This is a genomic window from Acidobacteriota bacterium (genome assembly GCA_016715115.1).
Classification (GTDB): domain Bacteria; phylum Acidobacteriota; class Blastocatellia; order Pyrinomonadales; family Pyrinomonadaceae; genus JAFDVJ01.
The window spans coordinates 284,930-299,136 of the sequence record JADKBM010000013.1; the positions used below are offsets into that span (position 1 = coordinate 284,930).

Annotated in this window: 13 protein-coding genes; 11 read left to right on the forward strand and 2 right to left on the reverse strand. The window is 55.6% G+C overall.

All coding sequences use genetic code 11. The annotated features are described in order from the left end of the window. Positions 1–14 precede the first annotated feature (14 nt). Positions 15–1,508, forward strand: coding sequence for a HAMP domain-containing protein (locus tag IPN69_16090; protein MBK8812230.1), 1,494 nt, complete (start codon positions 15–17; stop codon positions 1,506–1,508). Here IPN69_16090 and IPN69_16095 read toward each other — a convergent pair. Next, a complete protein-coding gene (locus IPN69_16095; GenBank protein MBK8812231.1) occupies positions 1,501–2,328 on the reverse strand; it encodes a UDP-2,3-diacylglucosamine diphosphatase in 828 nt (275 codons plus the stop codon). The two genes, IPN69_16090 and IPN69_16095, sit on opposite strands and share 8 nt — an antisense overlap. Positions 2,329–2,448: 120 nt before the next feature. On the opposite strand from IPN69_16095, the gene IPN69_16100 reads away from it, so the two are divergent. Continuing rightward, positions 2,449–3,816, forward strand: coding sequence for a sigma-54-dependent Fis family transcriptional regulator (locus tag IPN69_16100; protein MBK8812232.1), 1,368 nt, complete (start codon positions 2,449–2,451; stop codon positions 3,814–3,816). 41 nt (positions 3,817–3,857) lie between these two features. Here IPN69_16100 and IPN69_16105 read toward each other — a convergent pair whose 3' ends face one another. Next, positions 3,858–4,370, reverse strand: coding sequence for a hypothetical protein (locus IPN69_16105; protein ID MBK8812233.1), 513 nt, complete (start codon positions 4,368–4,370; stop codon positions 3,858–3,860). A 282-nt stretch (positions 4,371–4,652) separates the two neighbouring features. On the opposite strand from IPN69_16105, the gene IPN69_16110 reads away from it, so the two are divergent. The 9 genes from IPN69_16110 to IPN69_16150 all read left to right on the forward strand — a co-directional run bounded on the left by IPN69_16110 (position 4,653) and on the right by IPN69_16150 (position 14,182). Then, positions 4,653–5,279, forward strand: coding sequence for a DUF4126 domain-containing protein (locus IPN69_16110; protein ID MBK8812234.1), 627 nt, complete (start codon positions 4,653–4,655; stop codon positions 5,277–5,279). A 76-nt stretch (positions 5,280–5,355) separates the two neighbouring features. Continuing rightward, positions 5,356–6,300 carry a DUF4349 domain-containing protein gene (locus tag IPN69_16115; GenBank protein ID MBK8812235.1) on the forward strand — a complete coding sequence of 315 codons (945 nt, stop codon included), beginning with the start codon at positions 5,356–5,358 and terminating at the stop codon, positions 6,298–6,300. Positions 6,301–6,303: 3 nt separating this feature from the next. Further along, positions 6,304–6,507 carry a hypothetical protein gene (locus IPN69_16120; GenBank protein MBK8812236.1) on the forward strand — a complete coding sequence of 68 codons (204 nt, stop codon included), beginning with the start codon at positions 6,304–6,306 and terminating at the stop codon, positions 6,505–6,507. A gap of 129 nt (positions 6,508–6,636) precedes the next feature. After that, positions 6,637–8,592, forward strand: a complete 1,956-nt coding sequence (locus IPN69_16125; GenBank protein MBK8812237.1) for a PEP/pyruvate-binding domain-containing protein — start codon at positions 6,637–6,639, stop codon at positions 8,590–8,592. A gap of 294 nt (positions 8,593–8,886) precedes the next feature. Beyond that, complete coding sequence (locus IPN69_16130) at positions 8,887–9,411, forward strand: tetratricopeptide repeat protein (protein ID MBK8812238.1); 525 nt, start codon at positions 8,887–8,889, stop codon at positions 9,409–9,411. Between the two features lie 206 nt (positions 9,412–9,617). Next, entirely contained in the window at positions 9,618–10,181 is a 564-nt protein-coding gene (efp, locus tag IPN69_16135) for an elongation factor P (protein MBK8812239.1), read from the forward strand. A gap of 93 nt (positions 10,182–10,274) precedes the next feature. Beyond that, positions 10,275–11,579, forward strand: coding sequence for a 3-deoxy-D-manno-octulosonic acid transferase (locus tag IPN69_16140; protein ID MBK8812240.1), 1,305 nt, complete (start codon positions 10,275–10,277; stop codon positions 11,577–11,579). Next, the gene (locus IPN69_16145; GenBank protein ID MBK8812241.1) at positions 11,576–12,772 is read left to right on the forward strand and encodes a glycosyltransferase; all 1,197 of its coding nucleotides are present in this window, start codon (positions 11,576–11,578) and stop codon (positions 12,770–12,772) included. The genes IPN69_16140 and IPN69_16145 overlap by 4 nt, the downstream gene beginning before the upstream one ends. Before the next feature lie 63 nt (positions 12,773–12,835). Continuing rightward, positions 12,836–14,182, forward strand: a complete 1,347-nt coding sequence (locus IPN69_16150; GenBank protein ID MBK8812242.1) for a hypothetical protein — start codon at positions 12,836–12,838, stop codon at positions 14,180–14,182. Positions 14,183–14,207: the final 25 nt, after the last annotated feature.

Here is a 14,207-nt window from a genome sequence, read left to right on the forward strand (position 1 = left end):
TCCGCTTATCGAAAATGACGAATTTCCTGGAAACATTCCGCGGCCGGCTGCTGATCATTCTCGCGCTTTTGCTGATCGCGACGCTTGGATTCCAGTACTATCTGAATCTCCGGACGCAACAGGAAAGCAACGAACTCCGTGAACAACAGGAACAGGCGCTTGTCGCCGGTTTCGCCCTCGCCTTCAGCAGCATCACCTCAAAGGAATATCTCGAAGTTCTCGTTCAGCGGCCGGACCAGCCATTTTATGATGCGAATACGAAGGAACGCATCAAAGAGATTCTCGTCATCAACAACAAATGGCAGATCATCGACAGTCTTAATCCGGAATTCGCTCCGACGGTAAACGACGACAATGACGCGGTTTACGTCAACCTTGGCGATATTCGGAATCTGCCGCCGCTGATGGAAGCCGGACGGCTTGGGGAAGACGTGAAGAACTTTCCCAACGCAGCGCTCGACGATGATCTCGCCGCCGACGGCGAAGCCCACGTGCTGCCCATCGACACTTCATACGACGGCCGCTGGTATGCGATGGTCGTGCTCCGGAACGATAAAAAGGAAACCGCCGAACGCGCCGCGCGGCCGCTGATATATACGCTCTTGGTTTTGTTGATCTCGTCGATCATCACGCTTTTTTTGGTTTGGAGGTTCACGCGTCCGATCTCCGAGCTTTCGAACGCCGCGCGCGAGGTCGCGGCCGGCAATCTCACGGTCCGCATCAACGAGAATCTGCGCAGCGACGAAATGGGCGAACTCGCCTCCCAGTTCAACGAAATGACGGCGCAACTTGAAAAGAAGCACGATCTCGAGGCGAAACTAAAAGAGGCGGAAAAGTCGGCGGTCGTCGGACGGCTCGGTTCGGCGATCGCGCACGAGATCCGCAACCCGTTGAATTACATTAACTTGACGCTCGATCATTTGCGCAGCAAGTTCAGGCCCGATGATACGGAAAAGAGCGCAACGTTCGACAAGCTTACGTCGCAGCTCAAGGCCGAGGTCGCGCGGATCAATCAGCAGATCGGTGATTTCCTGAGTTATTCACGGCCGCCGAATCCGCAGATCCGGCCGACCGACATTCGCAAGGCGATCGAAGACTCGCTCGCCATCGTCGAGGTTCAGGCCGAAGACCGCGGCGTGAAGATCAGCGTCGTCGAGCACGAAGACGTTCCGCCGGTCGCCGCCGACCCCGAGTATTTGCGTTCTTTGTTCAATAATTTGTTGATCAACGCGGTGCAGTCGATGGAGGCCGACGGCGGGCTTTTGAACGTCAAGATCTCGCCGGACGGCGACTTCGTTCGCGTCGAGATCATTGACTCCGGCAAGGGAATTCCGGAAGCAAACCTGAAGAAGATCTTCGAGCCGTATTTCTCAACAAAGGAGACGGGCACCGGACTGGGCCTCGCGATCGTCCAAAAGATCGTCGACGTCCACCTCGGCTCGATCGAGGTCGAATCGACCGTCGGCGAGGGAACGAAATTCACCCTCTGGCTTCCGCGATCTAGCTGAAACGCTCGATGAGGATGACCGCCGTTTCTGCATCGAAGGCGTTCAGATCGATCTCGAGCTCTTCAGTTTCAACGTAATCGAGGCTCGCGTAGTATTGGACGTTCCATCGGCCATCGACCAGTTCGAGCGAGGTCAGGTTTTCGATCCAATCGCCGCTGTTCATATACGTGACAGATCCGCGCCGATCGCTGAACTCCTTGATGACCGGCTCGTGGATGTGACCGCAAACGACGAAGTCATAGCCGTTTTCGATCGCGATGTCGGCGACCGTCTGCTCGAAATTGTTGATGTGTTTGAGAGCCAGTTTGACCGAATCCTTGACCTTTTTCGAGAACGAGTATTTCTCCCGGCCGAGCCGCTCCAAGCATCTGTTGAACCATCGATTGATAAGGATCAGCAAGTCGTAACCGAATCCGCCAAGCTTCGCAAGCCATTTCCCGTGCTGCATCGAAAGATCGAAAACGTCGCCGTGAAAGAACCAAATCTTCTTGCCCTCGTGCGTCAACAGCAATTTGTCTTCGAGCCGGAAATTGCCCATCCGAAAGCCGCTGTAGCGCCGCAGCACCTCATCGTGATTTCCGGTGACGTACACGACCTTCACGCCGCGCGAAATCATTTTGAAGATGTACTGTAGGACACGCGTATGCGTTTCCGGAAAATATGATTTGCTGAATTGCCAGCCGTCGAAGAAGTCGCCGTTGATGATCAGCCATTCCGGATCGATCGATCTCAGGTAAAGTTCGAGTTCTTTTGCGTGACAACCGTAAGTTCCCAGATGGACATCTGAGATGACTGCGATATCGAGTTTTCGTTTTGACATTTGGATTGGTTTATTTTGATATTCGCCCGACGGTGTGGAATTTCTGTTATCGGAGAGTTATCTAAATCTTAAAAAAAACGAGCGGTTCGGCGCGTGGGAAGTTTGATCGTTTGGACTATAATGAGTGGAAATATGGCACGTAAATCAATTCTGGTTGTTGATGACGAAAAATCCCAGCGAGAGATCCTCGAGATGATCTTGTCGGGCGAGGGGTATGACGTGACGACGGCGAGTTCGGGCGAGGCGGCAATGAAGTTTGTCGCCGACCGCCATTTCGATCTTGTTTTGACCGACCTCCAGATGGGCGGAATGACGGGACTCGAACTGCTCAAACAGTTGACGGACTTCGACAAATCGATCATCGTCCTGCTACTGACGGCGCATGGAACCGTCGATTCGGCGGTCGACGCGTTGCGGCTCGGCGCGTTCGACTACCTTCAGAAACCGTACGACCGCGAAAAGCTTCTCGACACCATCTCGCGCGCGCTCAACAAGCTGACGAATCTGGATGCGGAGATCGTCTCGATCTCGCCCGAAATGGACCGCGTCAAAAAGATGATCCTGAAGGTCGCGAAATCGAATTCGACGGTTCTGATCCGCGGCGAATCGGGAACGGGTAAAGAACTGATCGCGCGTTCGATACATAACAATAGTCTGCGTTCGAATCAGATATTTCAGGCGGTCAACTGCGCGGCGATCAACGAAAATTTGCTCGAATCCGAACTTTTCGGTCACGAGAAGGGATCGTTCACCGGCGCGATCGGCGAAAAGAAGGGGCTGTTCGAGGTTGCCGACAACGGAACGCTTTTTCTTGACGAGATCGGCGAACTCGACATCAGCCTTCAAGCCAAGATCCTGCGCGCGCTGCAGGAGAAACAGATCCGTCGCGTCGGCGGTACACGCGAGATCAACGTCGATGTCCGCGTCGTCGCGGCGACCAACCGCGATCTGCTGAAAATGACGCAGGAAGGTTCCTTCCGAGAGGATCTATATTATCGGCTAAACGTTCTGAGCATCGAAATTCCGCCGCTTCGCGAACGGCGGACCGACATCAATCTGTTGATGGAGTTCTTTATCAAAAAGCACACTCGCAGCACGAACCGGCAGATCAGGATCAGCCCCGATGCGAAGCGGATCTTCGACGATTACCATTATCCGGGCAATGTCCGCCAGCTCGAATCGGCCGTCGAGCGCGCGATCCTGCTCTGCGAGAACGATACGATCACGCTTGACGACATGCCGCCGGAGATGACGCAGGGAATGCGGCCGGCGAACGGCGATTCGGGTTCGAACGAACGCTTCAAACTGCCGCCCGAAGGCGTGAATTTCGAGGATGTCGAACGAAGTTTGATAATGCAGGCGATGGAGAGAACCGACAACAACATCACGAAATCCGCGAAGTTGCTTGGACTGACGTTCCGAACCCTTCAGTACCGGCTCGAGAAGTTCGGGTTCAAACGCGACGGGATGGAAGAAGAGGGAGAATAGTTTGCCCGCGATCGAATTCGCTTCAAGGCCGACTCGAATGTTCAGGCTTTTTCGGTCAAGTACTTATTCAACTTGTCCGCGGTTTCCAGACTTTCGTCCCGGGACCATAATGAGTGACCGGTCACGTAGATTCGTTCGCCGCCTTCGACATAGAAGAAAAGCCAGTGATGTGTCGTTCCCTCGGCGGTGTCTGATTCGCACTGCACCTTGCTTTGCAGAAAGCTGTAGCCGAATCTGCGCGTTCTCTTTCCGATCAGCGTGTATCTCGTCTGCTTTACGGTTTTCGTCGCCCGGTTGAATGAGGTGACCGTCATCGGTAAGAAGTGGAAGAGGCAAAGTCCGCCGACAAAGCAGGCCGCCGCGACACCCACAACCACCAGATACCTGCCGTCGCCCTTGATAATTCGGCCGATGCTCGCAATGCCGCCGACCTCCGAAACGGCGAAACTCAAAAACGAGAAGCCAAGCACAAAGGCTCCGACGGCCATCGCCCAAACGATCAACGGAAATCCCTTGAGAGTGATTTCGTCGTCGGTTTCCTCAATTTGTACCATCCCATCCTCCTTCACGGTCTCCGATGTCGGCCACAAAAGCAGCGACGAGCCTGTCGTCGTCGAAATCCGGTCACGGTCAGTATCAGCCAAATCGAGGTGTTTTGACAATACGCCCGCGTCGGCGACTTATGCGATCAGCGCCTTTGAAGTCCCGAAACGGAATGTCGGAAGCGGGAGCGGAAGATCGCGGGGACTTCGTTGAAAAGCCTAAACTTCCGTCTCAAAAATTGCATCAAAATACAGCCGTTCGGTGATACGATATGTGATAGAACGGGTAAAACTATGGAATGGTTTTCTACTTTGACATTGGCGCTCGGCTCGGCGTGGACGTCGGGGATCAATCTTTATGCGACGGTGACGGTTCTCGGACTACTTCAGAAGTTCGGACTCACGAAACTGCCGGGCGGGCTTGACGTGCTCGACAACTGGTGGATCATCGGCGTTGCCGGCGGTCTGTACGCGATCGAGTTTTTCGCGGACAAGATCCCGTACGTCGACAGCGTCTGGGACGTCGTCCACACCTTCATCCGTGTCCCCGCCGGCGCGGTCGTTGCGTATGCCGCGACGAGCCAGATGGATACGACCGTGTGGGTCATCGCCGCGCTTGTCGGCGGCGGCCTGGCCTTGTCGTCGCACGGGACGAAGGCCGCGCTCCGGGCGGGCGCGAATCTGTCGCCGGAACCGGTTTCGAACTGGACGCTTTCGATCGTCGAAGACGTGATCGCCTTTGTCGGCACTCTGCTCGCCGTGTTCGCCCCGATCGTGATCGCGATCGCGCTGGTCATCTTTGTCGCCTTCTTTACCTGGTTCGCGCCAAAGGTCTATCGAGCGATCCGCCGGCTGCTGAACGCGACGCGCGCGTTCTTTCGCGGCGAAGGGTTCAAGGAAATCGCGCGAAGAGCCGGATAGCGGCCGGAGCGCGGGCATCCCTGCCCGCCCGAAACGATCCCAAAGGGAAGGTGAGACAAATTCGAGGAGTCTATTTATGAAAACTTTCAAATTGATCGCGATCTTGATTCTCGTTTCTTTCGTTCTTTCCGCCTGTGGCGAGGCATCGGCGCCGATGTCAAAGAGGTCCGAACAGGATTCGGTCACGCGTTCGTCCGAAGCGATGCCGAACGCCGCCGACGGAGCGCAGAAGCAGACTGCGCCCGTGACCCAGCAGGTTTCGCTCGATCAAACTCAAAACAGTCAGGCGCCGACGACCGAACGCAAGATCGTCCGCAACGGCGATCTGCAGCTTGAATCGGACGCGCCGGAGGAAGTTCAGCAAAAGATAACCGCAATCGCCGAAGCGAAGGGCGGTTTTGTCGTCGAATCGCAGCAGTCTTCGAGCGATGTCCGCGCGAACCGGCGCGATACGGTGACGATGACGGTTCGCGTTCCGGCGGCGAAATTCAGCGAAGCGCTCGACGAGATCCGGAAATCGGCGAATCGCGTCATCGTCGAAACCGTCAAAAGCGACGATGTAACCGAAGAATTCATCGATGTCGAAGCGCGCCTCAAGGCGAAGAAGTCGCTCGAAGCGCAGTTTCTCGAGATCATGAAACGCGCCAATACCGTCGAAGACGCACTCAACGTGCAAAGCAAACTCTCCGACGTTCGCGCTGAGATCGAGAAGATCGAGGGCCGTTTGCGGTTCCTCCAGAATCAAACGAGCCTTTCGACGATAAAGGTCCGGGTTCAGACTCCGGCGGCGTTCTCTTCGAATTCGAAAGGCTTTTTCTATCAATTCGGCGAGTCGGTCGGGAAGGGATTCGACGTCGCGATCGGTTTCGTGCTGGGCTTCGTGACGTTTATCATCGCGATCCTGCCGTTTCTGATCCTCGTGGTTTTGCCAATCTATCTGCTGATTCGCTATCTTGTGAGAAAGGCGCGGAGAAAGGAAACTGTCTCCGAGATCGTCAGGGAAGAGCTCGGCAAACAGTAACAAATGGTTCTATTTTTCAAAATTTTGGCGGTGATTCTGGCCGGAGTCGCCGCCTATTTTCTTCTCACCGGCAACCGTGACGGCGGGTTCGTTGCCGTAGTCTTCGGCGCCGTCTCGTTCTTTCTGAGCGTGCGGTTCGAGGTCAAGGCTCGCAATGAAAAGCGCGAGGCCAAACGCCTCGCGGTCGAAACGGAAGAAGCGGAATGAGATTCGTCACGTGCGCCGAAGGCCAAGCCGCCGCAGAGATCGTAGAGCGGGAGGACGGGGCGCGTTCGGCCGCTCGGCGCGATCGATTGTTGCAGAAATGATCTCAGACGTTAGAATGTATTTTCGGTTATGCTAGTTCAAAAGGTTCTCGTCATTGTCACGATCTTCATTTCGCTGGTTTCGGCGGCGTCCGCGCAGATGTCGCGCAAGCCTTCGCCGACGCGCGAACCGGCAGGGGCGATGGACAAGCGCCCGGATTCGAAAAAGAACTCGCTGCTCAAGATCGGATCGCGCGCCGAGTTCGAAACGGTCGGCCGCGTGTATCATCGGGACACGCCGTACGCGATGCTCCACGCGATGTTCGTCATCGACCGCAAGAACAACAACAAGATCTACTACGTCAATTCGCAGCGCTTCCGTTTTCACAAGGATTTTCTTTATGCGACGGGACTCGCCGCGCTCGGAACCGATATTTACAAGGCGGCCTACTTCCCCGAGGACCGGCGGTTTATCGTCGGCACGATCGCCTGGCAGAAAGCCGTCGAAAAATGGACTTGGGAACTCTGGGAAGGCGATCTCGCCAATGCGGATCACATCAAAACGGCGACCGCCGCGATCAACAAGACCTTTTACGAGAAGGTCTATTTCAAACCGAACTCGAACCGCCAGGACGACGCTTCGGCGAACATCGGCGTCGAGCGCATCACTCAGGACGAGCTCAACAAGAATCAGGAATACCTCGCGCTCAATACGGGCAAGGCAGTCGGCCGCATCCATATCATCGACAAGCTCGACGATACGGTCGAGATCGGTGACAACGAGATCGTCATCCTCAAAGAACTTCCGGTGAGCCTTCCGCCGGTGCGCGGGATCATCGTCGCCAAACCGTCGTCGCCGCTCTCGCACATCAACATTCTCGCAAAGGGTTGGGACGTGCCGAACGTTTACATCAAGGACGCCGACAAGCTGTTCAGGGAAATGGACACGTGGTGGGTCGAACTTGACGCGTCGCTGACCAATTACAAGATCAAACGCGTCGTCGATTTTGATCCGAGCGAACGGCCCGAGATCCCTAAGCCGCCCGATCAGCAGATCGCGCCGGTCAATCTCGGTGTCAAGAAATTGACGAGCCTGCGCGCGATGCGCAAGCGGAACAGCGTCGAATTCGGCTCGAAGGCGGCGAATCTCGGCGAGATAATGAACGCCCGGCTTCCCGGATTCATCGTGCCCGAGGGCTTTTCCGTTCCGTTCTACTGGTACGATAAGTTTATGAAGGACAACGGTTTGGATAAGGCGATAGTGGCGCAGATGGACGAATACGACTTCGTCCATAATCCGCGTTACCGCCGCCAGAAACTCGACGAGTTTCGGGCGAAGGTCCAAAAAGGAACGTTCGACGAGGCGCTGCGGAAGGAAATCATCGCCCGCTGGAAATCCGAACTCGCCGGCAAACCGGTCTTTGTCAGAAGCTCCTCGAATTCCGAAGATCTGCCGAATTTCTCGGGGGCAGGACTTTATTCGAGCGTGCCAAACGTCGTTGACGAGAACGGTTTGATCGAGGCCGTCAAGAAGGTCTGGGGATCGCTCTGGAAATTCGAAGCGTACGAGGCTCGCGTCCGGAATTACGTCGATCAGGAGAGCGTCTATATGTCGGCGCTGATCCAGGTCGGCATCAATATGGACAAGAGCGGAGTCCTGATCACCAAAGACCCGTTCGACCGTGAAAACAAGAATTCGGTCTACATCAGCACCGTCTGCGGGCTTGGCCAGAACGTCGTCAACAACAAAGGAATTCCCGAACAGACGCTTTTCAACCCGCGATCGAACGCCGTCATCCTGATGACGTATTCGGATCAGAAGAACGCTCTGACGTTCGACGCAAGCGGCGATCTGAAGGAAATCCCGGACAAATGTGCGAACCCGGCGACCAAGCGTATCTTGAACGACGCGCAGGTACGCTCTCTCGCCGGCATCTCGCTGGCAATCCGCCGTGCCTTCGGAAACCGGGCCGAGCAGGACATCGAATGGGGAATAATGAAGGGCCGCATCTACATCGTTCAGTCGCGGCCATATATTGAGAACTGAGAAGTGGGAAGTGAGAAGTGGGAAGTGGGAAGTGAGAACTGGGAAGTGGGAAGTGGGAAGTGAGAACTGGGAAGTGAGAAGTGGGAAGTGAGAACTGGGAAGTGGGAAGTGGGAAGTGAGAACTGGGAAATGAGAACTGGGAAGTGAGAACTTGGGCTTAGGTGCCAAAGATCAAAGTTCAAAGTTCAAAGCCCAAAGTTCAGAGATCAAAGTTCAAAGATCAAAGTTCAAAGCTCACAGCTCGAAGCCCAAAGCTCGCAGCTCAGAATAGAAAAATAAGAAAATCAGAAAAATATGAAAAAGATTGCAGTCATTACATTATCAACCATCCTTTTTGCGGCTTGCGGCAATTCGCCGCAGCCGGTCGCGAACGGCAATACCGCGAATGCCGCGAAGGATGCCGCTACGACGTCGAACACGAACAGCCTGATCGTTTCAGGGCATCGCACCGAGTCACAGCCGACGCCTCCGACTTCGAGCTCGACGACAGGCGGTTCGCCGATGCAGAAGCCCACCGACGTTGACGCGCAGACGGCGGCGATCGACAAGGCCGACAAGGCGCTCAAGGCAAAACCGACCGACGATGCGGCCAAGAAAGAGCTTGCGAAGGCCTATTTCGACCGTGCGTTCATCCTGACGAACGCGGCCCAGTATTCGGCCGCGCTCGGCGATTTTCGAAAGGGGTTGAAACTCGATCCGTCCGACACAAAGGCCAAGGAAATGCACGACCAGATCGTCGAGATCTACGGAATGGTCGGCAAACCGGTCCCGAAAGAAGGCGAGGAAATGGCGCCGAATCAGCAGAACAAGCCCAAATAGCAGCGGCGCATCGGACCCGATATGCGAAAGGCCGGATCAAGGCACGCCCAATGCGTGCGCGGTTCTGAAATTGGACGCGCACGATTACTTCGGGCGAGTCGGCATTGGAATTCATTTCCGGCTAGACAATTTCGCGCCTGAAAAACTAAACTTATCCTTTTGAATTCAACAAGGATTTTTCGCAAGACGGAGTTTTAGAGGAATTTATGGCACTTTCGGCTAACGATATCAGAAAGGGAATGGTTATTTTGTTCGAGGGAACGCCGGCCAAGGTGATGGAGTTTCATCATCACACGCCCGGCAACCTGCGGGCGATGGTTCAGACGCGGCTCCGCAATCTTCTGACGGGGAACTCGTTCGAGCATCGGTTTCGTTCGAACGACACGCTCGAAAAGGTGACGCTCGAACAGCACAAGATGGATTATCTTTACTCGGACGGGTCGCACCATCATTTTATGAATGCCGAAACGTACGAGCAGGTCGCGCTGACCGAGGAAGAACTCGGCGACGCCGCGCAATGGCTGACTGAAGGTTTGAAGATCGAGGTCGAGTTCTACGACGGGACGCCGATCGGCATCACGCTGCCGAGTTCGATGGAACTTACCGTCGTTGAGACGGAACCCGTAATGAAAGGCGCTACCGCTTCGAATTCGAACAAGCCGGCGAAACTCGAGAACGGCGTCACTCTTTACGTTCCGCCGTTCATCGTCCAAGGTGAGCGAATCCGCGTCAACCCGACCGAGTCGCGCTATATGGAACGAGTCAAATGATTTTTGATTTTTGATTTTGGATCGGTTGTCCGTAGAATTGCAATCGCTGATCCGAAAAACGAAGTCCAAAATCGAAAATCCAAAATCGATACGGTGTTCACGATCTACAGCATCCTTCTGACCGTCGGCATTATTTTGATGTCGCCGGTCTTTTTGATTCGGCGCAAGAAGTACGCCGCGGGATTCTGGCAACGACTCGGTTATCTCCCTGATTTCAAACACGATGCGCGGCCGGTGATCTGGCTGCATTGCGTCTCGGTCGGCGAAGTCAACGCGGCGCGCTCGCTTGTCGACGGCATCCGGCGCGACTTTCCGAATTTCAGGCTCGTCGTTTCGACGACGACCCGAACCGGTCAGGAACTTGCCGCTGCCGTTTTCAAAGATGCGGCCGATGCGGTTTTCTATTTCCCGCTCGACCTGAAATTTGCCGTGAATCGCGCGCTTAAGCTGTTTCGGCCGGGAATCGTCCTGCTGATGGAAACGGAAATCTGGTTCAACTTCATTCGCGAAGCAAGCCGCAACGGCGCGTTTGTTGCCATCGTCAACGGCCGTTTGTCGGAAAAGTCAGCTCGCCAGTATTCGTACATCAAGAATTTTATGAAGCGCGTTCTTCGTCGGGTCGATCTCGCGCTGATGCAGACCGAAGAAGACGCGAAACGTCTGATCTCGCTCGGGATACGTACGTCGAAAGTGAAGGTCACGGGAAACCTCAAATTCGACCAGCGCCAGGCCGAAACGGATCTGACCGGCGAACTTCAAGCACGTTTCAAGATTTCCGAAGAGTCGCCGCTGATCGTCGCCGCAAGCACGCACGCTCCCGAAGAACGCCTCGTCCTCGAGGCGTTTCGCCGTGTTTACAAATCGTCCGCGGGCCGGCTGCCAAGACTTTTGATCGCACCGCGGCACCCGGGAAGGTTTGACGAGATCGAAGCGTTGATCGCGAAGTCCGGCTTCAGTTTCGTGCGCCGTTCGTCGCCTCCGGCCGGGACGGATGAACTCGCCGATGTCATTCTGCTTGATTCGATCGGAGAGCTTCGCGCCGTTTATCCGCTCGCGGAAATCGTCTTTGTGGGCGGCAGCCTTATCCCGCACGGCGGGCAGAGCGTCCTCGAACCGGCGTCGGCCGGTCGCGCCATAATCACCGGCCATCATACATCGAATTTCCGCGCCGTTGTCGGAACGTTCGTCGAACATCAGGCGCTGATCCAGCTTCAGGATATGACGGAATCCGATCTTGTCTCCGCGTTGGCCGAAACCCTCGGCCGGCTTCTTGACGATCGGGAGTCGCGCGCGACGCTCGGGAAGAACGCACAGACGGTGATGGAAAACAACCGCGGCGCCACCTATAAGACCATTGAACAGCTTCGGACGTTTCTCCAGGTTCACGAAATCAAATGATCTTCGTCTTCTATTTTCTCGCGGCCGTGCTCATCCTCTTGAGCTGGAAGTCCTACGCCGGCGGGGTAGAGTATTTGCGGTTTTTTCGGCGCGAACTCGGACGCGGACCGTCAAACTACGCGCCGTTCGCGACCGTTTTCGTTCCGTGCCGAGGGCTCGACGACGGGCTCGAAGAAAACCTCGCGCCGCTGATGTCTCAGGCATATCCGGACTATGAAGTCGTTTTCGTCGTCGATTCGGTCAATGATGAGGCCGTTCCGGTAATCGGCCGATTTTTGAAAGGCGGCCGCGCGAAAATGGTCGTCGCCGGCAAGACTGAGGGCGAGAGCCAGAAAGTCCATAACCTGCGGCAGGCGGTTTTGCAGGCGTCGGAACGATCCGAGGTTTTCGTTTTTGCGGATTCCGATGTCCGCCCTGCAAATGACTGGATGCGCGCGCTCGTCGGACCGCTCGAAGACGATGCGATCGGCTGCGCGAGCGGTTACCGTTGGTTCATCTCGGAACCACGCGGCTTTGCATCGGAATTGCGCTCGGTTTGGAACGCCTCGATCGCGTCGGCGCTCGGGCCGAACATGAAGGGCAATTTTTGCTGGGGCGGATCGATGGCGATTCGTCGTTCGACGTTCGAAAGGGTCGAAATGCGTGAGCGTTGGCGCGGGACGCTGTCGGACGACTTCGCGATGACGCGGGCGATGAACGACAACGAACTCGCCATCGCCTTTGTCCCGCGGGCGTTGAGCGCGAGCGTTGAAGGCTGCGGTTTCCGCGAATGTTTGGAGTTCACCACGCGGCAAATGAAGATCACGCGCGTCTACCGTTCGCATTTGTGGAAACTGACGCTCGTCGGATCGGCGTTGTTCTGCGGCGTTATGATCTGGGCAGCGGTTCTTCTGTTCGTTCAACCTGTGGGCAGTCTCGCCTGGCTCGGCGCGTTGGTCACGCTTCTTTCGGTCTCGATCCTGAGCATCGGAAAAAGCGTTTACAGGATGCTCGCGGTGAGTCTGGTTCTGACGGAGCACGCGGCCCCGATCCGCCGACAGTGGCCGGCGCAATGCACGCTCTGGCTGCTGTCGCCGGCGCTGTTTTTTTTCAACTCGGTCTGCGCGCTTTTGTCGCGGCGGATCCTTTGGCGAGGCATCCGTTACGAGCTGCGCTCGCCGAACGAAACGATCGTCATCGGCGACCCAAAATGACCAACCGATCCGGAATGTGTCCCATCGAACAGACTTAAATGTTAAGATCGTGGACAATTGATTATGAACAAGACGCTGAAATCGCTCGTTATCATACTGGTTCTCACAATGTCGGTGCTTTCTGTCACCGCGCAGAGTGACAAGAACAAGGCGCCGATCATCATCATTCCGGGCCTGACCGGTTCGGAACTCGTCAACAGCGAAACGGACGAACTCGTCTGGTTCAAGCCGCAACGTTCCAAGGACGACGATCTGCGTTTGCCGATCAAGCCGAATCTCGCGCGAAACCGCGACAAACTCATCGCTCGCGACATCATCCGCGGCGTTCAGCTCGTCAAGATACTCCCGGAAGTCGAAATCTATTCCCAACTGATCTCTGCGCTCGAGAAGCGTGTCGGGTATGTCGAAGGCGACTGGGAGAAACCGGAAAAAGGCGGATTCGAATCGACCTTTTACGTCTTTCCGTACGACTGGCGGCGCGATAACATCGAAAATGCGCAGATTCTTGTGCGAAAGATCGAGGGCTTGAAACGCAAACTCGGCAAGCCGAACCTAAAGTTCAACATCATCGCGCATTCGATGGGCGGTTTGATATCTCGCTACGCGGCGATGTACGGCACAGGCGACGTCGGCACGGGCAAGCCGCAGCCCAACTGGTCGGGCGCCAAACATCTCGACAAGATCTTTTTGCTCGGAACACCCAACGAAGGCGCGATCTCGGCGCTCGACGCGATGCTCAACGGATTTTCGTATTTCGGGCGCGGGGTAAATCTTCCGTTCGTTCAGGATCTTTCCCGGTTCGACGTTTTTACGCTTCCGTCGATGTACCAACTGATGCCGCAAAACGGCGCGCTGCAAATCTACGACGAAAATCTGAAGCCATTGACGATCGACCTTTATGATCCGAAAACGTGGAGTGAATATGGCTGGAATATTTGGGACGACGACGATTTCAAGAAGAAATTCGACATCATCGAACAGGAATACGCGCGGCGTTACTTCCGTGTCGCGCTCGAAAGGGCGCGGCAGTTTCAGACGGCATTGAACGCGTCGAACGGGACGCCGCCGGTGTCGTTTTATCTGGTCGGAGCCGACTGCCGGGAAACACTCGACGGCGCCGTCCTGATCAAAACTAAGAAGGACCGATGGAAGATGATCTTCAGCGCCGAATCGTTCGAGCGGTCAAACGGGGACAAGGTCTCGGCCGACGAAGTCCGAAAGACGATCTTTTCTATGGGTGACGGCGTCGTCTCGTTGCGTTCGCTAAAGGCGCAAAACACTGGAAGTCCAAAAACGCTGCCGGTGGCGGACGAGGTCTATCAATGTGAGTCGCACGGACGACTCATCACCAATCCGGCGATTCAGGACCGTTTGTTTGCTTTGCTATTCGGAAACGCGGCGATAAAATAGAAACTCGGCGGTGTTTCAGGCCGGC